The 23,219-nt window shown below is 66.5% G+C and carries 21 protein-coding genes and 1 pseudogene; 14 read left to right on the top strand and 8 right to left on the bottom strand.

The features are described 5' to 3' along the window. Positions 1-40 precede the first annotated feature (40 nt). The 3 genes and pseudogenes from CBM2594_RS21065 to CBM2594_RS21055 form a co-directional block, all read right to left on the bottom strand. Entirely contained in the window at positions 41-1,024 is a 984-nt protein-coding gene (locus CBM2594_RS21065; RefSeq protein WP_116358717.1) for a tripartite tricarboxylate transporter substrate binding protein, read from the bottom strand. Positions 1,025-1,210: 186 nt separating this feature from the next. Further along, positions 1,211-1,414, bottom strand: a pseudogene (locus CBM2594_RS21060) (transposase); the annotation flags it as partial. A 14-nt stretch (positions 1,415-1,428) separates the two neighbouring features. Further along, positions 1,429-1,740 (bottom strand): TFIIB-type zinc ribbon-containing protein, encoded by a 312-nt coding sequence (locus tag CBM2594_RS21055; RefSeq protein WP_116358716.1) that lies wholly within the window; start codon positions 1,738-1,740, stop codon positions 1,429-1,431. A 150-nt stretch (positions 1,741-1,890) separates the two neighbouring features. On the opposite strand from CBM2594_RS21055, the gene CBM2594_RS21050 reads away from it, so the two are divergent. After that, positions 1,891-2,466, top strand: coding sequence for a M23 family metallopeptidase (locus CBM2594_RS21050; protein ID WP_116358715.1), 576 nt, complete (start codon positions 1,891-1,893; stop codon positions 2,464-2,466). Between the two features lie 30 nt (positions 2,467-2,496). On the opposite strand, the gene CBM2594_RS21045 is transcribed toward CBM2594_RS21050, so the two are convergent. The 3 genes from CBM2594_RS21045 to CBM2594_RS21035 form a co-directional block, all read right to left on the bottom strand. After that, positions 2,497-3,828 carry a nucleobase:cation symporter-2 family protein gene (locus CBM2594_RS21045; RefSeq protein WP_116358714.1) on the bottom strand — a complete coding sequence of 444 codons (1,332 nt, stop codon included), beginning with the start codon at positions 3,826-3,828 and terminating at the stop codon, positions 2,497-2,499. Between the two features lie 272 nt (positions 3,829-4,100). Beyond that, positions 4,101-4,631: a thioredoxin family protein gene (locus CBM2594_RS21040; protein WP_116358713.1), complete on the bottom strand. Its 531-nt coding sequence runs from the start codon at positions 4,629-4,631 to the stop codon at positions 4,101-4,103. A gap of 3 nt (positions 4,632-4,634) precedes the next feature. Beyond that, positions 4,635-5,348, bottom strand: coding sequence for a cytochrome c biogenesis CcdA family protein (locus CBM2594_RS21035; RefSeq protein WP_116359710.1), 714 nt, complete (start codon positions 5,346-5,348; stop codon positions 4,635-4,637). Positions 5,349-5,583: 235 nt separating this feature from the next. Here CBM2594_RS21035 and CBM2594_RS21030 point away from each other — a divergent pair, with 235 nt between their 5' ends. The 6 genes from CBM2594_RS21030 to pgaD all read left to right on the top strand — a co-directional run bounded on the left by CBM2594_RS21030 (position 5,584) and on the right by pgaD (position 14,896). Next, the gene (locus CBM2594_RS21030) at positions 5,584-6,324 is read left to right on the top strand and encodes a response regulator (protein WP_116358712.1); all 741 of its coding nucleotides are present in this window, start codon (positions 5,584-5,586) and stop codon (positions 6,322-6,324) included. Further along, entirely contained in the window at positions 6,321-7,631 is a 1,311-nt protein-coding gene (locus CBM2594_RS21025; RefSeq protein ID WP_116358711.1) for a sensor histidine kinase, read from the top strand. Before CBM2594_RS21030 ends, CBM2594_RS21025 begins: the two co-directional genes overlap by 4 nt. Positions 7,632-8,472: 841 nt before the next feature. Then, the gene (gene pgaA / locus CBM2594_RS21015) at positions 8,473-10,992 is read left to right on the top strand and encodes a poly-beta-1,6 N-acetyl-D-glucosamine export porin PgaA (protein ID WP_232346703.1); all 2,520 of its coding nucleotides are present in this window, start codon (positions 8,473-8,475) and stop codon (positions 10,990-10,992) included. Positions 10,993-11,007: 15 nt separating this feature from the next. Next, the gene (pgaB, locus tag CBM2594_RS21010) at positions 11,008-13,026 is read left to right on the top strand and encodes a poly-beta-1,6-N-acetyl-D-glucosamine N-deacetylase PgaB (RefSeq protein ID WP_116358709.1); all 2,019 of its coding nucleotides are present in this window, start codon (positions 11,008-11,010) and stop codon (positions 13,024-13,026) included. Further along, the gene (gene pgaC, locus CBM2594_RS21005) at positions 13,023-14,360 is read left to right on the top strand and encodes a poly-beta-1,6-N-acetyl-D-glucosamine synthase (RefSeq protein ID WP_116358708.1); all 1,338 of its coding nucleotides are present in this window, start codon (positions 13,023-13,025) and stop codon (positions 14,358-14,360) included. Before pgaB ends, pgaC begins: the two co-directional genes overlap by 4 nt. Next, positions 14,357-14,896 carry a poly-beta-1,6-N-acetyl-D-glucosamine biosynthesis protein PgaD gene (gene pgaD, locus CBM2594_RS21000; RefSeq protein WP_232346702.1) on the top strand — a complete coding sequence of 180 codons (540 nt, stop codon included), beginning with the start codon at positions 14,357-14,359 and terminating at the stop codon, positions 14,894-14,896. Before pgaC ends, pgaD begins: the two co-directional genes overlap by 4 nt. Here pgaD and CBM2594_RS20995 read toward each other — a convergent pair. Further along, positions 14,802-15,851, bottom strand: coding sequence for an AraC family transcriptional regulator (locus CBM2594_RS20995; RefSeq protein WP_116358707.1), 1,050 nt, complete (start codon positions 15,849-15,851; stop codon positions 14,802-14,804). The genes pgaD and CBM2594_RS20995 overlap by 95 nt on opposite strands. A gap of 190 nt (positions 15,852-16,041) precedes the next feature. On the opposite strand from CBM2594_RS20995, the gene CBM2594_RS20990 reads away from it, so the two are divergent. From CBM2594_RS20990 to CBM2594_RS20970, 5 genes are all read left to right on the top strand, one after another. Further along, entirely contained in the window at positions 16,042-16,608 is a 567-nt protein-coding gene (locus CBM2594_RS20990; RefSeq protein ID WP_116358706.1) for an RBBP9/YdeN family alpha/beta hydrolase, read from the top strand. Between the two features lie 183 nt (positions 16,609-16,791). Next, a complete protein-coding gene (locus CBM2594_RS20985) occupies positions 16,792-17,814 on the top strand; it encodes a Bug family tripartite tricarboxylate transporter substrate binding protein (RefSeq protein ID WP_373457603.1) in 1,023 nt (340 codons plus the stop codon). Between the two features lie 141 nt (positions 17,815-17,955). Beyond that, entirely contained in the window at positions 17,956-19,014 is a 1,059-nt protein-coding gene (locus CBM2594_RS20980) for a 3-keto-5-aminohexanoate cleavage protein (protein WP_116358704.1), read from the top strand. Between the two features lie 132 nt (positions 19,015-19,146). Next, positions 19,147-19,995, top strand: coding sequence for a TauD/TfdA dioxygenase family protein (locus tag CBM2594_RS20975; protein WP_116358703.1), 849 nt, complete (start codon positions 19,147-19,149; stop codon positions 19,993-19,995). A 115-nt stretch (positions 19,996-20,110) separates the two neighbouring features. Beyond that, the gene (locus tag CBM2594_RS20970; protein ID WP_116358702.1) at positions 20,111-21,091 is read left to right on the top strand and encodes a quinone oxidoreductase family protein; all 981 of its coding nucleotides are present in this window, start codon (positions 20,111-20,113) and stop codon (positions 21,089-21,091) included. 81 nt (positions 21,092-21,172) lie between these two features. On the opposite strand, the gene CBM2594_RS20965 is transcribed toward CBM2594_RS20970, so the two are convergent. After that, a complete protein-coding gene (locus CBM2594_RS20965; RefSeq protein ID WP_116358701.1) occupies positions 21,173-22,030 on the bottom strand; it encodes a transglutaminase-like domain-containing protein in 858 nt (285 codons plus the stop codon). Between the two features lie 312 nt (positions 22,031-22,342). Here CBM2594_RS20965 and CBM2594_RS20960 point away from each other — a divergent pair, with 312 nt between their 5' ends. Together CBM2594_RS20960 and CBM2594_RS20955 are read left to right on the top strand one after the other, a co-directional pair. Continuing rightward, positions 22,343-22,861, top strand: a complete 519-nt coding sequence (locus tag CBM2594_RS20960) for a hypothetical protein (protein WP_116358700.1) — start codon at positions 22,343-22,345, stop codon at positions 22,859-22,861. 85 nt (positions 22,862-22,946) lie between these two features. After that, positions 22,947-23,183, top strand: coding sequence for a hypothetical protein (locus CBM2594_RS20955; RefSeq protein WP_116359709.1), 237 nt, complete (start codon positions 22,947-22,949; stop codon positions 23,181-23,183). Positions 23,184-23,219 lie beyond the last annotated feature (36 nt).

The raw sequence follows: 23,219 nt of genomic DNA, 5'->3' as shown, positions 1-23,219 counted from the left end.
GGCCGATGTGGCCGTTGGCTGGGTCAGAAGCGGGCACCGCTTACTGGTTCTTCATCGCCTCGGCCAGCCGCGCAATGATCTCGCCCTCACTTTGGAAGGCCTTTTTCGCATAGGCGGCGTATTGCTCGGGATTCATGTAGTTGGTGACCATGCCGTACTGGCGCGTCACGTTCAGCAGCTTCGGGTCCTTGAGCGCGTTGCGGAAGGCCTCGTCGAGCCGCTTCACTACCGCGGGCTTCATGTTCGCCGGGCCGATGATTCCGAACGGGGAATTCGACCACACCGGATAGCCAATCTCCTTCAGCGTCGGTGCGTCAGGGAAGTCCGCGGCGCGCTTTTCCGACAGAGTCGCCAGTACCCGCATCTGCCCGTTCTGCACATAGGGCAGCAGCGTGTTCGACAGCACGGCTACATCGGACGAGCCACTCAACAGCGCGGTAATGGCCTCGGCGTCGCCCTTGTACGGCACGTGGGTCCAGTTCGATTGCGATACCCGCGCCAGTTCTGAAATGGTCAGATGCTGGCTGCCGTAGATGCCGGTGGTGCCATAGCTGATGCCTCTTTTGCTTGCCTTCGCATCGGCGATCAACTCCTGCATGGTCTGCCACTTGGCGTCCTTTTTCACCGCCACCGCGAAGTTGTAGTCCGCGATCATCGAGATATACGTCAGGTCCTTGAGCGGGTCATAGCGCATCTTCTGCACGTGCGGCAGGCGGAAGATCACTACGGGCGCCATGCTGAGCGTGTACCCGTCCGGCTCGGTACTCCCCATCTGCTTGGCGCCCAGCGTGCCACTGACACCGGGCTTGTTCTCGACCACGATCGGCTGGCCCAGCTCACGGCTGGCCGCGTCAGCAAGTGCGCGCGCCACTTGGTCGGTGACGCCACCAGCGCCATAAGGAACGATGAGCCGGATCGGGCGGGTCGGGAAATCGCCGGCAGCCTGCGCCTGCGTGCCAAGCGATGCCGTCAGCGACAGGCCGGTCGCGGCCAGCGCGACGCGGAAGAAGCGACGTCGTTGCATGAGGGTTGTCTCCTACCTGGTTTGTCCGCCGGATCTGTCATGCCCGGTCTGCGAGGTTGTCTGCGCAGTATGACAATGTCGCCAGGGGGGCGGCTATCAGGAGTCGGTGGATAACGCTGACTTATCCATCGATTTCATGGCACGCATGCGCAGGCTGCATGCCTGGGGATAACGCGCAGAAGAGCGGCAGCTCATCCCGGAGCGGCAGCCCATTTCCTTGTGCAGCATTTCCCAAGGAATGCCGGGCTGCTGGACGAAAAGAATGCCGGTGAGCACGGCCCGGTCGTCCAGCGGCTTGCGCCCGGGATAGCGGGCGCGCCGAGCTTTCGGTGGCAGCAGCAGTGGCTGGATGAGCGGCCACAGGTCGTCGTCGACTATCGGTTTGGCGATGGTGTTGGTGCTTCTCAGTCGAACAGCTCGTGCCAGATGCTCTTCTTCCGATAGTGCTTCTGCTCGCGCTCGTAGTAGCGGTCGCGGTCTCCGTGGCCGCGCTGGTAGCCCTGCTGCGGCGGTGCGCCGTGGCCCGGTGCCTGCTGCTGTGGCGGTTGCTGCATGGGGGCTTGCTGCACCGGCGCTGCCGCCGCCGAGCGCTCCAGGATCTTGTCGAGTTCGCCCCGGTCCAGCCAGACGCCGCGGCACTTGGGGCAGTAATCGATCTCGATGCCCTGGCGTTCGGACATCACGAGTTGGGTTTGCGGGCACACCGGACAGTCCATGGGTTCTCCTGTTGCAATGAAAACGGTCCAGGTATGACCGGCCCCCGCGCCGATGGTTCGGCAAGTGCGGAAGTGGTGTGCAGGGCCCTTGCAGCGGTGCAGCGGACGGCGTGGGCGGGAATTCGCGCGCCGGGCTGCCGTCGAAGGCATATGGCTGCGTCGCGTCTTGCCAACCCTCTGCTCGTGTTGTTCCGCCGGCTTGCGTGGCTGGCGCTGTGGGTGGTCATGGCCTGGCTGGCCTGGCCCTGGCTGCAGCCGCCGCTGGAGCGTGCCATCTACGCGGCGCGCCTGTCCGCGCGGCCGGCGCCAGCGGCGCTGCCGGTGCCGGTTGCAGGCGTCGCGTCGCGGGCGTTGCGTGATACCTGGCACGGCGCGCGCTCCGGCGGGCGCAAGCACGAGGGCATCGATATCTTCGCGCCGCGCGGCCGCGAAGTGGTGTCGGCCACGGAAGGCATCGTCACGCGCGTGGGCACCAACCAGCTGGGGGGAAACGTGGTGTGGGTGATGGGGCCGGGGCGGCAGCTGCACTACTACGCCCACCTGGACCGGTATGGCGGCGTGCGCGCCGGCGACATCATCGCCGCCGGCACCGTGCTGGGCTATGTGGGGACGACCGGCAATGCGCAGGGCACGCCGCCGCACCTGCACTACGGCATCTATACGGCGCGCGGGGCGATCAATCCATACCCGCTATTGAAGCCATCCGTCGCTGCCGGCGCGCGCTAGCGCAGCCGGCATGACTTCACTTGGTCGCGTTCAGGCGGCCTCGCCGACCGTGCCGTGGCCGGCTTCGTCGGCTGCGGCTTCCTTGCCGCCGGGCAGCAGCAGGTTCAGGATCACCGCCGACAGCGAGCCTACCGTGATGCCGGAGCCGAACACCTCGTGGACAAAGGCCGGCAGCTTCGACAGCAGTTCCGGACGGAAGGTCACGGCCAGGCCGCAGCCGATCGACACTGCCACGATCAGCGTATTGCGCTGCGTGAAGCGCACCGTGCTGAGCATCTGGATGCCGCCGGAGACGATCATCGCGAACATCATCAGGCCAGCGCCGCCGAGCACCGGCTGCGGAATCGTTACCACCAGCGCGCCCAGCACCGGGAACAGCCCGGCCAGCAGCAGCATCACGCCGGTCAGCGCCACCACATGGCGGCTGGCAACGCCCGTCAGCGACACCACGCCGACGTTCTGCGCAAAGGTGGACAGCGGCGGGCTGCACACCAGCGCCGCAAAGGCCGAGCCAAAGCCGTCGCACAGGATGCCGCGCGACAGGCATTTGCCGGAGATCGGCCGCTGCGTGGCCGAACCCAGCGCCATGAACGTGCCGGTCGACTCGACGATGGTGACCAGGAAGGCGATCGACATGGCGACGATGCCCGAGACCGGGAAGCTCATGCCGAAGTGCAGCGGCTGCGGCACCGCGAACACCGGCGCCTGGCGGACCTGGGTGAAATCGACCAGGCCCAGCGCCAGGCACAGCAGGTAGCCGCCGGCAATGCCGACCACGATGGCCGAGGCCGACAGCATGCCCTTGCCCCACTGCACCACCGCCACCACCAGCGCCAGCACGGCGACGGCAATCGCCAGGTTGCCCGGCGCGCCGTAGCGGCTGCTGCCCTGGCCGCCGGCGGCCCAGTCGATCGCTACCGGAATCAGCGACAGGCCGATCATGGTGACGACCACGCTGGTGACGGTATGCGGAAACAGCTTGCGGATCGCCGGCATGAAGAAGCTGCCCAGGATCATCACCAGCGAGCCCGCCAGCGCCGAACCCAGGATGCCGGCCACGCCGTGCTCGACGCCTACGCTGAGCGCCGCGCCGACAAAGGCGAAGCTGGTGCCCATCACGCACGGCATGCGAATGCCGACCGGGCCCACGCCCTTGCACTGGATGATGGTGACGATGCCCGAACCCAGCAGCGCGGCATTGACCAGCGCCACCACCTGGTCGGACGGCAGGCGCAGCGCGCCGCCGATCACCAGCGGCACCGCAATGATGCCGCCCAGCGCGGCCAGCAGGTGCTGGAGCGCAAGCAAGAACGTCGTCAGCCGTGGGGGGCGGTCTTCCACCTGGAACAGCAAGGGCGCCATTCGTGTCTCCTGTCGTCTGCCCGGATGTTCCGGGCTGTCTTGTTCTTCTGGCGCCGGGCGGGGAACCCGGCGCCCTCGTGCACGCTCGCGGGCCCTGGGTGGCGGCTCCGCAAGCGAGGCGGGCATGACCTGCATTCCGCCTCAACAGGCGTGCAAGAATAACAGGGATCAGCGCAGCGTGATACAAAGATTGCATACAATTTGTATCAACTCCCATGCGCTGGAAGACAAGGCGGATGACGCGGAAGCCGCCTGCATGGCGGCTTTGAGGCTCAGCGCCGCTGCCCCAGCGCCTTCTGGATCGCCGCCTCGGTCTCGGCGTACTGGCCTTCTCCAAAATGCTTGTAGACCACGTTGCCGTTGGCATCGACCAGGTACAGCGCCGGCCAGTACTGGTTGCGCCAGGCGTTCCAGGTGGCATAGGCGTTGTCCTGCGCCACCGGGTAGCGGATGTCGAAGCGCTTGAGCGCGGCCTGGACATTGCTGGTGGAGCGCTCGAACGCATACTCCGGCGTGTGGACGCCCACCACCACCAGGCCCTGGTCGCGGTATTTGTCGTACCACTTGCGCACATGGGGCAGGGTGTTGATGCAGTTGATGCAGCTGTAGGTCCAGAAGTCGACCAGCACCACCTTGCCGCGCAGGCCGGCAACGGTCAGCGGTTCAGAGTTCAGCCACTTGCCGATGCCGGTGAATTCGGGCGCCTTGCCGTAATCGGCGGGCGCGGCGGCGGCGGGCTGGATGGCGAGCGGGGCGGCAGCAAGGGCGGCCGCGGCGAACAGGGTGCGAAGGATGCGGGGCATGGTTCAGGCTCCAGGTTGGGTGGCGGGGAAAAGCGAGGTCAGCCAGGCGACGGCAAGGGTGTCGTACTGGAAGTACATGGCGATGGCGGTGGCCATCACCAGCACCCCGAAGGCCTGCTGCAGCCGCGGCGTATGGCGCGCCAGCCGGCGCACGCCGGTGGTGGCGAACTGGCCGCCGTAGGCGATGCCCAGCATCGGCACGGCGGCGCCGGCGGCGAACAAGGCCAGCAGGCCGGCGGCGCGGTGCAGGTCCTGCGCCTTGGCCACCAGCGCCAGGATCGAGGCCAGCACCGGCCCGGCGCAGGGGGTCCACACCGCGCCCAGCGTCATGCCGAGCACGAAGCCGCCGGCCAGGCCGTTGCCGGCGCGGCTGCCGGCGCCGGCAGCGCGGTCGGCGAGCGCGGCGAACGGTGCAACAAGTGGCGCCGCCAGCCGCGAGAACCCGGCCGGCCACAGCCGCGCCAGCCCGGCGGCGAACAGGATGGCGATGGCGACGTTGCGCACCACGCCCGGCGCGTCGCTGAAGGCGCTGGAAAGCGCGCCGAAGACAATGCCCAGCGCGGCAAAGGCGGACACGAAACCCAGCGCGATTGCCAGCGGGCGCAGGCGGCTGGTTTCGCCCAGCGAGGCGCCCAGCAGCATGGGCAGCACGGGCAGCACGCACGGCGACGCAATCGTCAGCACGCCGGCGGCAAAGGCAAGGCAGGCATCGATCATGGCGGTGGACTCCGGGATTGGCATGGCTGCATTGCACCGTCCCGGCGTATCCGCGTTGTTTCCGCAACCGGCCCGCTGTGCAATGTTTCTTGTCCGGCGCCGCCCCGGATACACAGCGATACAAAGCGCGTTGCCGGCGCCGCATAATGGCGGCACCGGGCCAGGCGACGGCCACCATGGCCAGCACCGGCCGGCCGTTTTTTCTTCCTCCTCTTCTTCGATTCCGGGACCCGCCATGACCCCGCAGGACCATATCCTTATCGTCGATGACGACCGCGAGATCCGCGAACTGGTCGCCGCTTATCTGGAACGCAGCGGCATGCGCGTGTCCCTGGCCGCCAACGGGCGCGAGATGCGCGCGGCGCTGGACAAGGGCTCGGTGGACCTGGTGGTGCTGGACCTGATGCTGCCCGGCGAAGACGGCCTGGCGCTGTGCCGCGACCTGCGCGCGGGCGAGCGGCGCAACCTGCCGGTGCTGATGCTGACCGCGCGCAACGAAGAGGCCGACCGCATCCTCGGGCTGGAGATGGGCGCCGACGACTACCTGGTCAAGCCCTTCGCCGCGCGCGAACTGCTGGCGCGGATCCGCTCGGTGCTGCGGCGCACGCGCATGCTGCCGCCGAACCTTCAGGTGACCGAGGCGGCCAGCGTGCTGGCGTTCGGCCCGTGGCGGCTCGATACCAACGCCCGCCACCTGCTCGACGAGCAGGACGTGATCGTCGCGCTCAGCGGCGCGGAATACCGGCTGCTGCGGGTCTTCGTCGACCATCCGCAGCGCGTGCTGACGCGCGACCAGTTGCTGAACCTGACCCAGGGCCGCGACGCCGAACTGTTCGAGCGCTCGATCGACCTGCTGGTGAGCCGCCTGCGCCAGCGCCTGCGCGACGATGCGCGCGAGCCGCGCTACATCAAGACCGTGCGCAACGGCGGCTACGTGTTCAGCGCCACCGTCGAGATCCGCGAGGAGCGCGCATGAACGGGCGCACGCGCAAGCTGCTGGCATGGCCGCGCACGCTGTTCGCGCGGCTGATGCTGATCCTGCTGGTCGGGCTGGTGCTGGCGCAGAGCCTGTCGTACAGCCTCGTGATGATGGAGCGCAAGAGCGCGGCCGACCGGCTGATGCTGGGCAACCTGGAGCGCGACGTCGCCAGTTCGGTGGCGATGCTCGACATGCTGCCGCCGGACCAGCGCGCGGCCTGGCTGGAGCGGGTGCGGCGCGACAACTACAGCTACCGCCTCGATGCCGGCACCCCCGGCGAGCCGCCGCGCGCGGCGCTGGCGCGCAAGGCCGTCGACACCATTGCCGAGGCGCTGCAGGGCCGCTATCCGGTTTCCGCCAGCGCCCAGCCGGGGGGCGGCTTCCAGGTACATCTGCGGCTGCACGACGGCAGCCCGCTGACGATCGACGTGCAGCCCAGGCGTTCGCTGGTATCGCCGTGGCTGCTGGCGATGCTGGCGGCGCAGCTGGCGCTGCTGGTGGCCTGTGCCTGGCTGGCGGTGCGCGTGGTCACGCGCCCGCTCAGCCAGCTGGCCAGCGCCGCCGAGAACCTGGGGCCGGACCTGAAGGCGCAGCGCGTGCCCGAAACCGGGCCGGCCGAGGTGGCCCATGCCGCCGCCGCCTTCAACGCCATGCAGGCGCGCATTGCCGGCTACCTGGATGAGCGCGTGCAGATCCTGGCCGCGATTTCGCACGACCTGCAGACACCGATCACGCGCATGCGCCTGCGTGTGGACCTGATGGATGGGTCCCCGACCCAGCAAAAGTTCTACCACGACCTGCGCGAGATGGAGCACCTGGTGCGCGAGGGCGTGGCCTATGCGCGCACCTTGCAGGGCGCTACCGAGACCCCGGCCCGCATCGATCCCGATGCGCTGCTCGACAGCCTGGCCGGCGACTACCTCGACGCCGGCCATGCCATCGCCATCGAGGGCCAGGCCGGCGCGCCGCTGCTGACCCGCCCGCAGGCGCTGCGGCGCATCCTGACCAACCTGATCGACAACGCGCTGAAGTTCGGTGCCGAGGTCACGCTGGCGGTGGCGCGGCAGGACGATGGCTGGCTGCAGATCGCCGTGCAGGACCGCGGACCGGGCATTCCGGAAGCGGAACTGGAACGCGTGATGCAGCCGTACTACCGCCTCGAAACCTCGCGCAACCGCGGCACCGGCGGCACCGGCCTGGGCCTGGCGATCGCGCAGCAACTGACGCAGGCGCTGGGCGGCAGCTTGCAGCTGGCCAATCGCGAAGGCGGCGGCCTGCAGGCCACGCTGCGCCTGCCCGGCTGACCGTGTGTTTTCTCCGCTCTCGCTTGCGGGAGAGTGGCCCGCACGCTGGCCATGCCGACTCGCTCCGAGTCACCGACACGTCGTCCCCGCGTAGGCGGGGACCCAGTGTCTTTGAAGCGCAAGCGCTTCTCAAAGTCGCTGGGTTCCCGCTTTCGCGGGAATGACGGTGGTCCCTCGTTGCCGATCAATCCTCCAAAACCGTTAAGCCAAAATCCCATCGCATCCCCTGATCGGGGGATAAAAGCCACCTGACCTATTCGGGTTATGTCGCAAAAAGCCTAATCAATTAGGACTAAAAGAATGCGGATTGGATGGTGGATTTATTGAATGAATTCCGCTGAATTTTACAGAATCCACATAGCAGAAGCGGAATGCGAGGATTCCGAAGGAAGGCTTGCCAGTACTGGTTTTCAGCCCGAAGAACACCACGCCGCAGCCCACGCATCCCGCACCATCCTCTTGATATTTAGAACGCGACACAGACGAATAATCGATTGAATTCATTTATCCAATCGCAAATTCGTTTGCGAAAATTAACAATCTCCGCGCGGAACCCTCCCTACAATCGCCCTCGCATTGCGGCAACGCAGCCCGATTGATCGGCCCCTGCGGTTGCACGACGCCATTCCCGCTGCGAATGGCCATCCGGCGCAGTTCCTCGGTGCCGCGCCGGATCCCGTAGGCCCTGTTCTGCCGGTGTTCGCCTCCGGCCAGGCCCGGTCGGGTTCCGTGTCCTCGTGCCGCAACGCGATAAGCCGATAACGGACCTTAAGCACCCGCGCGCCTGCGCCATCGGCGCGCGGCGCAAGCTTGGGCAATACAGAGACAGGCTGCGGATCCCATGGATTCACTGATGAAGCGCCCCGGGCGCGCCCGCAACGAGGCGCCGCGGCGGCAGGGGTGGCGCCGGCGCGCACCGGCCGGATTGGCTACCGGAATCGCTGCGGGGCTGGCGGCAATGTGCTGGCTGCCGGCACTTGCGCATGCAGACTCCGACTATGACGCACTGATCCGGCGCGCCCGCGCCGGCGACTATGCCCCCGCGCTGGCGATGCTGCGCGAGCGCGTGGCGCGCGCACCGTCGGACCAGCGGGCCGCGTGGGACCGCATCGTCATCGCCGGTTGGGCGGGGCGGCCGGGCGAAGTGCTGGAAGCCTATGGCAACCTTGGCGACACCCGCGCGCTGCCGCCGGAAGTGCTGGCCGCCGTGGCCGGCGCGTTGCGCGACGAGCGCCGCTGGGACGAGGCGCTGGCCCGCTATCGCGAGGGCCGGCAGCGCTTTCCGGCCCGCCCGGTGTTCGCGGTAGGCGAAGTCATGGTCTTGGCCGACAGCGGCCGGGCGGCCGAGGCGGTGTCGCTGGGTAAGGCGCTGGTGCAGCGCGACCCTGCCGCCGTCGACAGCCGCCTGGCATTGGCCTACGCGCAGGCGCGCGCCGGCGAGCCGTACGCGGCCTTGTTCGAGGCCGACCAGGCATATCTGCGCGCGCCGCAGCGCGCCGATGTCGTGAGGGAGTATGCCGGTGCGCTGCAGCGTGCGGGCCTGCCGGAGGCGGCGCTGCGCGTCGCGGACGAGCATCCCGCACTGTTCGACCAGCGCGCACGGCTGGCGCTGGAACTCGATGCCGCGGCCGAACTGGTGCGCCTGGCCGACCTGCCGACACGCACCGAAGCCGGGCGCTTTGCCATTGCCGACCGCGCGCTGGCGCGCTATGACGCCTTGCTGCCAGCGCTGCAGGCGCTGGGGCCGCAAGCTGCGCCGCAACTGCGCCGCGCGCGCATCGACCGCCTCGCCGCGCTGCATGCGCGGGTCCGGATGCAGGACGTGGTGACCGAATACGAGGCGCTGCGCGCCGACGGCATCGAGGTTCCGGTGTACGCATTGGGCGATGTCGCCGCGGCCTACCTGTACCTGCGCCAGCCGGAGCAGGCCGCGCCGCTGTTCCGCCAGGTGCGCGACGCCTATCCGCAAGGCCTGGATGCGGAGACCCGGCTCAAGGCGCAGACCGGTCTCTATTACGCCCACGCCGAGGCCGAAGCCTTCGACCCCGCCACCCAGGCGGTGCAGCAGGCCAGCGCCGAGCAGCCGCGCTGGCGCTGGGTGCGCGGCCAGCCGATGCGCCAGCCCAACGACCTGTGGCTGCAGGCCGAGCAGACCGCCACGCGCGCCGACCTGCAGGCCGACGCCACCGAGTCCGCGCAGCAGAAGCTGGAAGACCTGGTGCACAAGGCGCCCGGCCATTCCGGCCTGCGCGCCGCGCTGGCGGACGTCTACCGCGCCCGCGGCTGGCCGCGCGCGGCCGAGGGCGAACTGAAGCTGGCCGAGACCCTGACCCCGCGCAGCCTGGCGGTGGAAGTGCAGCAGGGCCACGCCGCGCTGGACCTGCAGGAATGGCGCCAGGCCGAGCTGCTGCGCGACGACACCCTGGCGCGCTTCCCCGAAGACCTGACCGCGCGCCGCCTGGACCGAGAGTGGCAGGTCCATAACAAGTCCGAGCTGCGCATCGAAGGCTACCGCGGGCTGGCCAATGACAGCGCCGTGGTCGGCAACGGCAACTTCGGCATCGAAGCGGTGCTGTACACGCCGCCGGTCAACTATGACTGGCGCGCCTTCGGCGGCATCGGCTATGCCACCGGCCGCTTCGACGAAGGCCGCGTCGACTACCGCTGGGCCCGCGCCGGCGCGCAATGGCGCGTGCGCGACCTGACCGTCGAGGGCGAGCTGTCGCTGCATGGCTATGGCCAGGGCGCGCGCCAGGGCGGGCGCATCGCCGCCGACTATGACATCGACGACCGCTGGCGCGTGGGCGCTTCCGCGGCGCTGCGCTCGACCGGCACGCCGCTGCAGGCGCTCAAGCACGGCATCTATGCCGACACCGCGCAGGTTTACGCGCGCTGGCGCCGCAGCGAGGCCAGCGAATGGATGCTGACGGTGGCGCCGTCGCGCTTCAGCGACGGCAACGACCGGCTTGAAGCCGGCGTGTCCGGCGTGCAGCGCTTCTACACCGCGCCGCACCTGAAGGCCGACCTGCTGCTCGACCTGTGGACCTCGCGCAATACCAGGGCCGACACGCCGTACTACAACCCGCGCGCGGACCTGACCGTGCTGCCGTCGGTACGCCTGACGCACATGCTGTACCGGCGCTACGAGACCGTATGGGAGCAGCAGTTCCTGGCCGGCACCGGCGCCTACAGCCAGCGCGGCTACGGCACCGGCGCGATCCTGCTGCTGGGCTACGGCCAGCGCTGGCGCACCAACGACGTATTCGAAGTCGGCGCCACCGTGACCGGCACCAGCCGCCCCTATGACGGCCAGCGCGAGCGCGAGCTGCGCATCGTCTTTGACCTGACCTATCGCTTCTGAACAGGAATGCAAGCCATGAACGCAACCCTGCGGCGCGCCTGCCGCGTGCTCTGGCTGGTGCTGGCGGCATGCCTGCTGGCCGCCTGCGCCAAGGACATCCCGGTGTTCACGCCGCCGGCCCAGCGCCCGGCCGCCGCCGCCGAGCAGCCCTGGCCGCGCAACCACGTGGTGGTGCTGGCCTACCACGACGTCGAGGACAAGGACCCCGACCAGGCCTACCTGAGCGTGCGCACCGACCACCTGGTCGGCCAGCTTGCCTGGCTGCGCGAGAACGGCTACCGCGCGGTCTCGGTCGACCAGGTGCTGGCGGCGCGCCGCGGCGGGCCGCCGCTGCCCGAGCGCGCCGTGCTGCTGACCTTCGATGATGGCTACCGCAGCTTCTACACGCGCGTGCTGCCGATCCTGAAGGCCTACCGCTGGCCGGCGGTGCTGGCGCCGGTGGGCAGCTGGCTCGACACCGCGCCCGGGCAGCCGGTGGATTTCGGCGGCACGCCGACGGCGCGCGAGCGCCTGCTGAACTGGCAGCAGCTGCGCGAGATTGCCGCGTCGGGGCTGGTGGAGATCGGCGCGCATACCGATGCCTTGCACTACGGCGTGCGCGCCAACCCGCAGGGCAACACCGAGCCGGCCGCGGCGGTGCGCGCCTTCGATGCCGGCAGCGGCCGCTATGAATCCGACGCCGCGCAGCAAGCGCGGCTGCGCGACGACGTGGCCCGCATCACCGCCAAGGTCCGCGCCGTCACCGGCAAGCCGGTGCGCGTGTGGATCTGGCCGTATGGCGCCGAGGGCGGCGCGGCGCTGCGCATCGTCGCCGAGCACGGCTACCAGATGGCGCTGACGCTGGAAGACGGGCTGGCCACGGTGGACCGCATGATGTCCGGCGCGCGCCTGCTGCTCAGCGACGACCCCGGCCTGCGCAGCTTCGCGCGCTCGGTGACCGCCATGGAAGAGCCCAACGGCATGCGCGTCGCGCACGTGGACCTGGACTATGTCTATGACCCCGATCCCGCCCAGGTCGAACGCAACCTGGGCCTGCTGGTGCAGCGCGTCGCCGACCTGAAGATCGACACCGTGTTCCTGCAGGCGTTCTCCGACGACGACGGCGACGGGCTGGTCAAGTCGGTGTACTTCCCCAACCGCTGGCTGCCGGTGCGTGCCGATCTGTTCAACCGGGTGGCGTGGCAGCTGGACAACCGCGCCAACGTGAAGGTTTACGCATGGATGCCGGTGCTGAGCTTCGACCTGGACCCGTCGCTGGCGCGCGTGGCGCGCTGGGACCCCGCCAGCGGCGCCGCGGCGGCCGACCCGAAGCAGTACCGGCGCCTGTCGCCGTTCGATCCGGTGGCGCGGGCCCGCATTGCCGACCTGTATGAAGACCTGGCGCGCCACGCGTTCTTCGACGGCATCCTGTTCCACGACGACGCCGTGCTGGGCGATTTCGAGGACGCGAGCGCGCCGGCGCTGGCCGCGTATCGCGCCGCTGGCCTGCCCGGTTCGATCGCCGAACTGCGCGCCAGCCCGGAGCAGATGCAGCGCTGGACCCGCATGAAGAGCCAGGCGCTGGTGGCCTTTACCCACGAGCTGACGGCGCGCGTGCGCGAGGTGCGCGGGCCCGCCATCAAGACCGCGCGCAACATCTTTGCGCTGCCGGTGCTGCAGCCCGAGAGCGAGGCCTGGTTCGCGCAGAACCTGGACGACTTCCTCGCCGCCTACGACTGGACCGCGCCGATGGCGATGCCGTACATGGAACAGGTGCCGGCCGGCCAGGAGAACGCGTGGCTCGACCGCATGGTCGACACCATCGCGCAACGCCCCGGCGCGCTGCGGCGCACCGTGTTCGAGCTGCAGGCGCGCGACTGGCGCGCGCCCGCCGCCCGCCCGGTCGACAGCGCCGTGCTGGCCGGCTGGATGCAGCGGCTGCAGCGCCGTGGCGCGCGCAGTTTCGGCTATTACCCGGACGACTTCCACAACAACCAGCCCCGGCTTGAAGTCATCCGGCCGGCGCTGTCCAACGCCTGGTACCCCGCACCATGATCGAACGACTGTTTGCCCTGGTCATCCTGTGCCTTGCGCTGGCGCTGCCGTTCGCGCTGGCCGCCCTTGCCACCGGTGACCTGCTGCTGGCCTTTGTGTTCTTCTATCCACTGTTCATGTCCGGCCTGTGGATTGCCGGCGGCCTGTACTTCTGGTGGCACTGGGAGCGCAAGTGGCGCTGGGGCGCCGGGCGCGAAGCGCCCGAGGTGCCCGGCCAGCCGTTCATCTCGATCCTGGTGCCGTGCTACAACGAAGAAGCGAACGGCGAGGAAACCCTGCTGGCGGCGCTGGCGCAGCGCTATCCGAACTTCGAGGTGATCGCCATCAACGACGGCTCGCGCGACGGCACCGGTGCCTTGCTCGATGCGCTGGCGGCGCGCCACCCGCGGCTGCGCGTGGTGCACCTGGCGCACAACCAGGGCAAGGCCATGGCGCTGCGCATGGGCGCGCTCGCCGCGCGCGGCGAATACCTGGTCTGCATCGACGGCGACGCCGCGCTCGACCCCGACGCCGCCGCCTACCTGGTCGCGCCGATGGTGGCCAACCCGCGCGTCGGCGCGGTCACCGGCAATCCGCGCATCCGCACCCGCTCGACGCTGGTGGGGCGAATCCAGGTGGGCGAGTTCTCGTCGATCATCGGGCTGATCAAGCGCACCCAGCGTGTCTACGGCCAGGTGTTCACCGTCTCCGGCGTGGTCGCGGCGTTCCGGCGCCGCGCGCTGGACCGCGTGGGTTACTGGAGCCTGGACATGATCACCGAGGACATCGACATCAGCTGGAAGCTGCAGCGCGACCACTGGTCGATCTTCTACGAGCCGCGCGCGCTGTGCTGGATTTTGATGCCCGAGACCGTGCGCGGCCTGCTCAAGCAGCGGCTGCGCTGGGCCCAGGGCGGGGCCGAGGTGTTCATGAAGAACGTGCGCTCGATCTGGATCTGGCGCCACCGCCGGCTGTGGCCGCTGATGGCGGAGTACTGCCTGTCGGCGGCGTGGGCCTTTGCCTTCGCCATGTCGATCCTGCTGTGGGCGCTGGGGCATTTCATCGAGCTGCCTGCCAATATCCGCATCCAGAAGCTGATGCCGCCGGGCTTCACCGGCATGGTGCTGGCCGCGGTGTGCCTGCTGCAGTTCGCCCTGAGCGTGCTGATCGACCGCCGCTACGAACCGCGCCTGGCGCGCACGCTGTACTGGATCATCTGGTATCCGCTGGCGTACTGGATGGTCGGCATGCTGACCACGCTGCTGGCCTTTCCCAAGGTCATGCTCAAGACCCGGCGCAAGCGTGCGCGCTGGACCAGCCCTGACCGCGGCATCCACACCATGAGGTCGTCATGAAACCTGAAAGCATGATCATCCGTACCCGCGGCTCGCGCCTGCGCTGGCTGCTCGACGCGCTGCTCACGGCGCTGGCCTGGGCCGGCTTCTTCTACCTGGGCGCCAGCGGCATCCGCGCCATCCTGCACGAAGCCTCCGCCGGCCCCGGCGTACCGTTCTGGGCCGCGCTGCTGCCCACCATGGGGACGCTGACGGTCTATGTGCTGGTGGGGCTGTTCAACGGCATCGTGCTGCTGTCATGGGCGCTCTACAACCAGTACCGCTTTGCGGGCCTGGACCGCCGCAAGCCGCTGCCCGCGCTGCGCATCGACGAACTGGCGCGCAGCTTCGGCCTGCCGGGGCAGCGCGTGCGGGCGCTGCAGCTGGCCAAGGTGGCGGTGGTGGAGCATACGCAGGAGGGGGAGGTGGCGGAGGTGAGGGCGGTGGGGTCCGGTACGCCAATCACGCCAGACGCTCCGGCGTCGACAGACAACTGCCTTCTTCAGCCAATGAACGTTGCTTCCACTTTGACACGGTCGTGCCAAAGTGCTTTCTGAACCAGAAGGCGAAAGCGCTGGCACTTGAGAATCCGAGAAGATCGGCGAGTTCGGCGAGCGAGCGGTCGCTGTCGAGTATCTGGCGGGACGCGAGCTCAGCCCTGATCGACTGCAGCAAGGAGAGGAAACTCACGCCCTCCGCAGAAAGACGGCGATGCAGCGTTCTGCGGTCTACCCCAAGGTGCTTTGCCACCTGATCCGACGTACACCTTCCGCTGGGCAACATGGCAACCACGACATGCCGAACGGTGTGCGTAGCGCTTTCGACCGAGTCGGAAAGCGCCTGGTCCAGAAATCGGCGGACATATGGCGCCATGCGGTAGTCATTGCCAGGTATCGGTACAGCCAGATCCCGCGCGGCGCAGACGATGCCGTTGAAACTCGCATTGAACTCGACGGCGACGCCGAACAGTGCCTTGTGACATGTGGCACTGCGCGGCGGACGGTGCTCGAAACAAACGCTCCGGGGCCGCCATGTTGGCCCCAATAGCTCTTCGATGGCCCGGTACAGCACGCCCACTACCAGTTCAATCGACTGCCGCACCGGGAGCCTGCCGGTGTCCAGGATCCTTTCCCGAATCACCACAGCGTCCTCGTAGTCTTCAATGCTGGCCGACAGCGTCGCATTGATCAGCCGCATGTATCGACACAGGCTCTCCAGCGCTTGCCGCACATTCGGTGCTTCGCGCATCACGACGCTGATCGGCCCGATATTGGACAGTCGCCGGTTCATGGCGAGTTGCAACCCGAAGTCCTCCACCCCTGCCGCCTGGGCGCTGTCCTGAAGCAGCCGGCGCACTGCTACGGTACTGATAGGTGTGTCCGGGTCGAGAAGGCTGCGGGGATTCAGTCCTGCCTTGCGCAACAGGCTGTCCGGATTGAGTCCGTAGTAGCGCGCCAGTTCCGCGTAGCCGGCAAGGCTGGCGCTTCGGACCAGGGGGATGTGCTGCGGCATGGTGCTGTCCCAATTTAGACATTTAACGTCCCAAATGATACATCGACGTCGACGGCGCCGAAGTATCCTTCAGACGCCTGACCTCGGTTCCATGTGGTCGACCTGCGGTGCAGGCCGCATACCAGTATCAGGAGTGGACGCGAGCCGTTGGCGAGCTCGCGTCCTGTACCAGCTCAAACGGAATTCCATCATGACAACATCCACCGTGCTCATCGTGCCCGGTCTGCGTGACGAGGTTGCGGAGCACTGGCAGACATTGCTGGCGCAGCGGTTGCCCGATGCCCGTACGGTGCCGCCCATGGGGCGGGAAAACCTTGACTGCTCGCGCCGGGTCGCGGCGATCGAGCAGGCGGTGGCAGACATCGACGGGCCTGTCGTGCTGGTCGCCCACAGTGGCGGCTGCATCATGCTTGCTCACTGGGCCCTGACAACCGCACACGCGGCACGAATCAAGGGCGCGCTTCTGGCATGCCCGCCCGACTTTGAACGTCCCATGCCGGAAGGCTACCCGACACTGTTCGCGATACAGGCCAGCGGTTGGCTCCCGGTACCGCGCCAGCGGCTGCCGTTTCCCAGCCTGGTCGCGACTAGCCAGGACGATCCGCTGGGCGAACTCCCCAGGGTTCTCGAGCTCGCCCTAGCCTGGGGCAGCGACACGACGGACCTGGGCAAGGTCGGGCACCTGAACCCGGCATCGGGCTATGGCCCATGGCCCATGGCCGAACAGTTGATTGCGCAGCTCGACGCAGCGCCCTGATCGCCGAGGTGCGCGCTGAGGCTACGTCAGCACCGCCGGCTGAGCAAACATCGGCGCAGCTCTCAATGCAAGAGTTGCCTGCATATCCCGCGCAGCAGGCCCTTGGCCCGATGCCAAGGTCCCGTGCGTACTGTTCGATGGCGCAGCCGCCGCAATGATCTTGCAGAAATGGGAGGAGACACTATGCACAAGAAAATGAGAGGAGACGATATGCACAAGAATTGCAGAAGGCAAAAGCGTCGCCGGGTGCTGGCGGCAGCCTTGGGGCTGGCGTGCGGCGTGCCTGCCGCGCATGCGCAGGTGAACTGGACGAGCAAGCCCTTGCGCCTGGTAGTTGGCGGGCCCGGCGGCGGTACCGCCGATGCAGTGGCGCGCGTGCTGGCCGAAGGGTTGCACCAGAAGCTGGGCAGACCCGTGATTGTCGAATCGAAGCCGGGTGCGGCTGGAGCCCTGGCAATCAGCGATCTGATCAATAACGGCAAGGATGGCTCGACCTTTCTGGTGATCCAGGGCGGTGCCGTCAGCGAAACCCCGCTGGCCACCAAGGTGCACTACCAGCCGTTCAAGGACCTGAAGCCGCTGGCACAGCTCAGCCGCACAGCACTGGTGCTGGTCGCCAACAATGCACTGCCGGTCAACAACCTGCAGCAGTTGGCCGCGTATGGCAAGGCGCAAAAAGACGGCGTCTCGTTCGCTTCCTACGCGTCGGGTATGCGTGCCCATGCATCAGGGATGTTGCTGGGGCAACTGCTAGGTATTTCGATGAGGCATGTGGGCTACAAAGGATCGCCGCCTGGGCTGACCGATCTGATGGGAGGGCATGTGCCCTTGATGATGGATGGCTTGTTGACATCGCTGCCGCTCATCAAGGGCGGCAAGATCAAGGCGCTGGCCGTGAACTACCCGACTCGTGCATCGGCATTGCCGAACGTGCCCACATTCAAGGAACTGGGCTATCCGCAGCTTGCAGATACTAATGGCTGGATGGGCGTTTGGGCCAATCCCGCTGCGCCAGCCGAAGCGCAGCAAGCGATTCGTGATGCCTCGCTGAAATTCTTCGCGCAGCCGGATACCCAGAAAAAGCTGCGTGAAATGGGCATGGAGCCTGGAAGCAGTGACACGCCCGAGCAGCTGACAGCCGGCCTGAAGGAGGCGTACAGGAAGCAGGCAGAACTCCTGAAGTCCATCAACTATCAGCCTGAATAAAAGCCACCCGCGCTATTCACGGCAAGCTTCATAAAAATACCGACGAAGATTGAGATTTAATCGCGGCAATGCATGCCATTGCCACGAAAACCCTGCGCGAGCGAAATCTTTGATTTCATTATTTCCAATAGGAGACACATAATGAACTTTCTGGACGGACACCTGTATCCCGAGAACCAGCAACCCCTGGTGATTACCGCTGCACCATATGCACCGGGTTACTTGCCTTCAGACTTCCCTGAGGACATCCCTGTCTCCATGGAGGCACAGATCCAAAAGGCTGTCGATTGTTATAACGCGGGCGCGACCGTGCTGCACCTGCATGTGCGCGAACCGGATGGCAAGGGCAGCAAGCGCCTGTCCAAGTTCAACGAACTGATTGCCGGCGTGCGCAAGGCCGTGCCAGAGATGATTATCCAGGTGGGCGGCTCTATCAGTTTTGCCCCGGAAGGCGAGGGCGAAGCCGCCAAATGGCTGAGCGACGACACCCGCCACATGCTGGCCGAACTGGATCCCAAACCAGACCAGGTAACCGTTACCGTCAACACGACCTTGATGAACGTTACCGAGCACGCGGAAGACGCAGACTACGCGGGCCTTTCGCGCGGGCTTCCGGCCTACTACAACGCATACAAGGAGATGATCGTTCCCTCTGGCCCGGGTTGGGTCGAGGAGCATATTCGCCGTCTGAGCAAGGCAGGCATCCAGAGTGCCTTCCAATGCTACAACATCAACAGCTTCGATACGGTGGAGCGGCTGATGCGCCGCGGCATCTACAAGGGCCCGCTGGTCATGAATTGGGTGGCGCTCAGCGGCGGCTTTGACAAGCCCAGTATCTATAGCCTCGCCAATATCGTTCGCGATGTGCCAGATGGCGCCATGCTGACCGTGGAAAGCAACCAGCGCAACGTGCTGCCGGTGAACATGATGGGTATCGCGATGGGCCTGCATGTGCGCTGCGGCATTGAAGACGGTATCTGGAACCAGCAGCGCAACGGCAAGGCTAGCAGTGTGTCCCAGATCGAGCAACTGGTACGTATCGCGCGCGAGTTCGGCCGTCCTGTTGCAAGTGCCAGGGAGGCACGCGAGATCTGCAAGATCGGCGTGTTCTATGACACCGTCGAGGAAACCCTGGCAGCCAACGGCTTTGCCCCCAATCGTAAGGGCGGAACCCAGGGGTATCTGCGCAAGACGGCCTGAGCGCCAAACTCATCATCCGGTTCCCGGCTGCATCATTGCGGCCTCGATGAGGCGAACGAAATGTGAAATCGGCCTGCGCGGGCGTCCACGCATGCTCGCGCACCAGGCTTTCACTCTCAAAGGAGAATGGCTATGCAGGTCGAACGATTGACTTGTTCCATCGGCGCCGAGGTGTCAGGCGTCAATCTCGGTGATGCATCGCGCGACGCGACGTTGTTCGCCGAGATCAAGGCGTTGCTGCTCGCGCACAAGGTTCTGTTCCTGCGGGACCAGGACATTACGCGCGCCGAGCACGTTGCCTTCGCGCGCCGGTTCGGCCAGCTTGAGGACCACCCGATCGTCGGCAGCGATCCGGAGCATCCGGGCCTCGTGCAGATCTACAAGTCGCCGGACCAGCCGCTCGACCGCCGCGAGAATTCGTGGCACACCGACGCGACCTGGCGCGTGGCGCCGCCAATGGGCGCGGTGCTGCGCTGCGTCGAGTGCCCGGACGTTGGCGGCGACACGATGTGGGTGAACATGGCACTCGCGTATGAGCAATTGCCGCAGCACGTGAAGGACGATATCGCTGATCTGCACGCGAGCCACAGCATCCAGTCGAGCTTCGGCGCTTCGATGCCGATCGAAAAACGCCTGGCGCTGAAGGCACAGTACCCGGACGCCGAGCATCCGGTGGTGCGCACGCATCCGGAGACGGGTGAGAAGGTGTTGTTCGTCAACAGCTTCACGACGCATTTTGTCAATTTCAAGACGCCCGCGCGCGTGCGTGTCGGGCAGGACGGCAACCCGGGCTCCGGCCAGTTGCTCGCCTATCTGATCAGCCAGGCCAATATCCCCGAATACCAGGTCCGCTTCCGCTGGAAGAAGAACAGCGTCGCGATCTGGGACAACCGCTGCACCCAGCACTACGCAGTCATGGATTATCCGCCCTGCGTCCGGAAGATGGACCGGGCGGCGATCGTCGGCGACCGGCCGTTCTGAACCCGGGTCTTTCGCCGGCACAGCGTGGGCGCTCCGCGCGCACACATTGGCACCCGTTGATATCGACAGACGGTGGCGTCGCGCCGTCCAGACAAGCGAACAGGAAACGAAACAGATGGCACATGCGATCAGGATTCACCAAACAGGCGGCCCCGAGGTGATGCGCTGGGAGGAAGTGGCCGTCGGGCAGCCCGGTCCGGGCGAGGTGCGGCTGAGCCACGTGGCAGTCGGCCTCAATTTCGCGGACACGTATTTCCGCTCGGGCCTCTACCCGATGCCGCTGCCAGGCGGCATGGGCGTCGAGGCGGCGGGCATCGTGGAAGCGGTCGGATCGGGCGTGACGAACGTTGCGCCCGGCGATCGCGTGACCTATACCGGCTTTCTGAACACGCTCGGCGCGTATAGCACCGAGCGCCTGATTCCGGCTGCACCGCTGATCAAGCTACCCGACGGCATCGATTGCGAAACCGCCGCGGCGATGACGATGCGCGGCCTGACGTCGGCATACCTGCTGCGCCGCATCTGGCCGTTGCAGGCGGGTGAGACGATTCTCGTGCATGCCGCGGCGGGCGGCGTCGGGCTGATTCTCTGCCAGTGGGCCAGGTTGCTTGGACTCACCGTCATTGGCACCGTGTCGACGGAGGAAAAGGCCGCAGTCGCGCGCGCGCACGGCTGCGACCACATCGTCTACTACACGCGCGAGGACGTCGCGAAGCGCGTGCGCGAGCTGACGAACGGCGTCGGCGTGTCCGTCGTCTACGACAGCGTTGGGAAGGACACCTTCGATGCCTCGCTCGATTCGCTGAAGCGCCGCGGGCTGCTCGTCTGCGTCGGCACCGCGTCGGGCAAGATCGCGCCGTTCGATCCGGCGATCCTCGCGAAGAAGGGCTCGGTGTACGTGACACGCTCGGCGCTCGCCGACTACATCGCCGATCCCGAGGAAAAGGCCGCGCTCGCGGCAGAGGTCTTCGGCCATGTCGCCGCAGGGCGCATCCGGATCGGAATCAACCAGCGCTACGCGCTGGAGGACGCAGTGCAGGCGCACCGCGATCTCGAGTCGCGCAAGACGACCGGCTCGTCGGTCTTCATGATCTGAGGAGATGTCCAGGAAATGGCATCCCTCGGATCTCTGCCCTCGGAACAGAGTTAAAGAGGGACCCTGCACGCCAGGCGCCCGCTACCAGGTCGAGATAGCGCACGTGGTCGCGAGCGGCAATCCGATGCCGGCCGCCGGGTCGGAAATTGGCTGGATTTCGATAATGGGACGTTCCGACGCGACCTTGCCGAAGATGGCGGCGAACGGAATGTCGGCGGCATCCCGGCCAGTGCCGATTCGCAGCAGGCCGGTCGGGATGGACACCCCTGACGGATCGAACAGGTACCAGCCGCCCGACAGGAACACCTCGACCACCGCATGAAAGTCTGGCGCACCGAGCGCGGGATCCGCACCATAATCCACGCTGCTGGACATACGGGCGGGAATACTCAGGGCGCGGCAGATCCCGATCATCAGGTGGGCAAAATCCCGGCATACGCCAGTGCGCTCGACGATCGTATCGATTGCCGAAGTGCGTTCGTTGGTCGAGCGCGAAACAAAGCGCACATGGTTGCGTACCCATTCCCGAATCGCATACACGCGCATATAGCCTGGGCGCATGCCGCCAAATTCGCGCATCGCGAACTCCATCATGCGGTCGGATTCGCAATACCGGCTCGGCGCGAGGTAGGGAAGTACATCGAAGGGGAGCCCGGCAACCGGTACCTCGGTGAGTGACACGCCATCGTCCAGCCGATGGTCGATGTCCACCACAGCTTCATAGCGGACGGACAGGGGCCCCTTGTCCGCATGGATTCTCAGCCGGCGATTGCATAGTGAGTCCGTGTAGCGATCAGTGTGAATTGGTGGTGTGAGCGCCAGGCGCTCGCAGACAACGGACTGTCTTGGGGTTTTGGCGGCTTCGACGATCAACAGAAAGTCTCCTGTGGAATCCAGGATGTCATAGGACAGGATCACCGAGTACCGAAGGCGGTTCATTTCTGACCTTGTGTCGACGTGGAGGCGGAGACGGTGCCGGGCGCGGGAACGGCTCCTGCCATCCAGTCAGTGTAGCGGCAGAGGCAGCGGCGGTGCGTGCGGGCATGCACCGCGGGTGCCCGCCACAGCGCTTGCCCGACCAACTTGTAAGGGGGTTAGGACAGTGCACATCGCCTCCCTATACTGCTAGTTGTAGCGTGCAGAAGCCGTGTGCTTCTGCTGTGCCTATCACTCGTTTCCGGGCCTTCCCCCTCGATGACGTCTTAGGACCGGTGACTCCTGAAGTCACCCACGGGGAGTTCCGGAGCCATCATGCGTACGCTGCTGTATTTCAGGCTGAATGACATCGCCACGGCGCGACTGGCGCAAGCGCGCTTGGCCAGGCTGGCCGGCACCCCGGAATTCGTCGCCGGGCTGTCTTTTGTCCAGCGAGACAATCAGCCGGTCGATGGATTGCCGATGGTCGACGCCGGCCAGATTACGTATCGCGAAGAGGCGGCGATCACGGGAATTTTCGTCGGTGCGATCGTCGGCGTGTTTATCATTTTCAGGTACGGCGTCTCCGCCGGCGATGCCGCCACGGCTGTCGCGTACGTGGGTGCTGCCGTGCTCGGCGCGATGATCGGCTGGTGGGTCGGCGGATTGGCCGGCGGCAAGATCGGTCGCCTTGCGTTATGGCGCCAGCATGCACGAACGGCACCAGGCCAGTTTCTGATGATTGCCAGTTGCGATTCGAAATCGAAGGAAGCCGTCAAGCAGATCGTCAACGAACTAGGTGGAGTCGGGATAGACGAGCATAGTGACCTGATGCCGAATTTCAGGTGGCTGTGAACCATGCGCCTGTAGTCAGCCACTACTGCCCGGCTGGGCCGGGAATTCCGTTGATCAACTTACTGATAAAACATTGAAGATGGCCATGGATCGCGTAACGGAGTATCGCGGGTTCGATATCCATGTCGATCTCAGAATCGCTGCCAAGGACATGTTCGACGTCTGGTTCCAGATTGAGGGACCCATGGCTCCGCCAGGCGTCGCGGCGCTTGGCAAGCGCATCAAAGTGTTTGGGGGACCATACTCCAGCCGTTGGGCTTATCTCGTGGCCGAGCTGGCCGGGAGGGCGGCGGTGGACGTTATTCTTGGCCCCGATGAGTGAGCAGCGGCCGAGAGCGGGGCAGGCATGCAAAGCCGC

It is taken from the genome of Cupriavidus taiwanensis (assembly GCF_900249755.1).
Classification (GTDB): Bacteria; Pseudomonadota; Gammaproteobacteria; order Burkholderiales; family Burkholderiaceae; genus Cupriavidus; species Cupriavidus taiwanensis_D.
The sequence above is the reverse complement of the archived record's forward strand: the minus strand, read 5'-3'. Positions and strand labels throughout refer to the sequence as shown.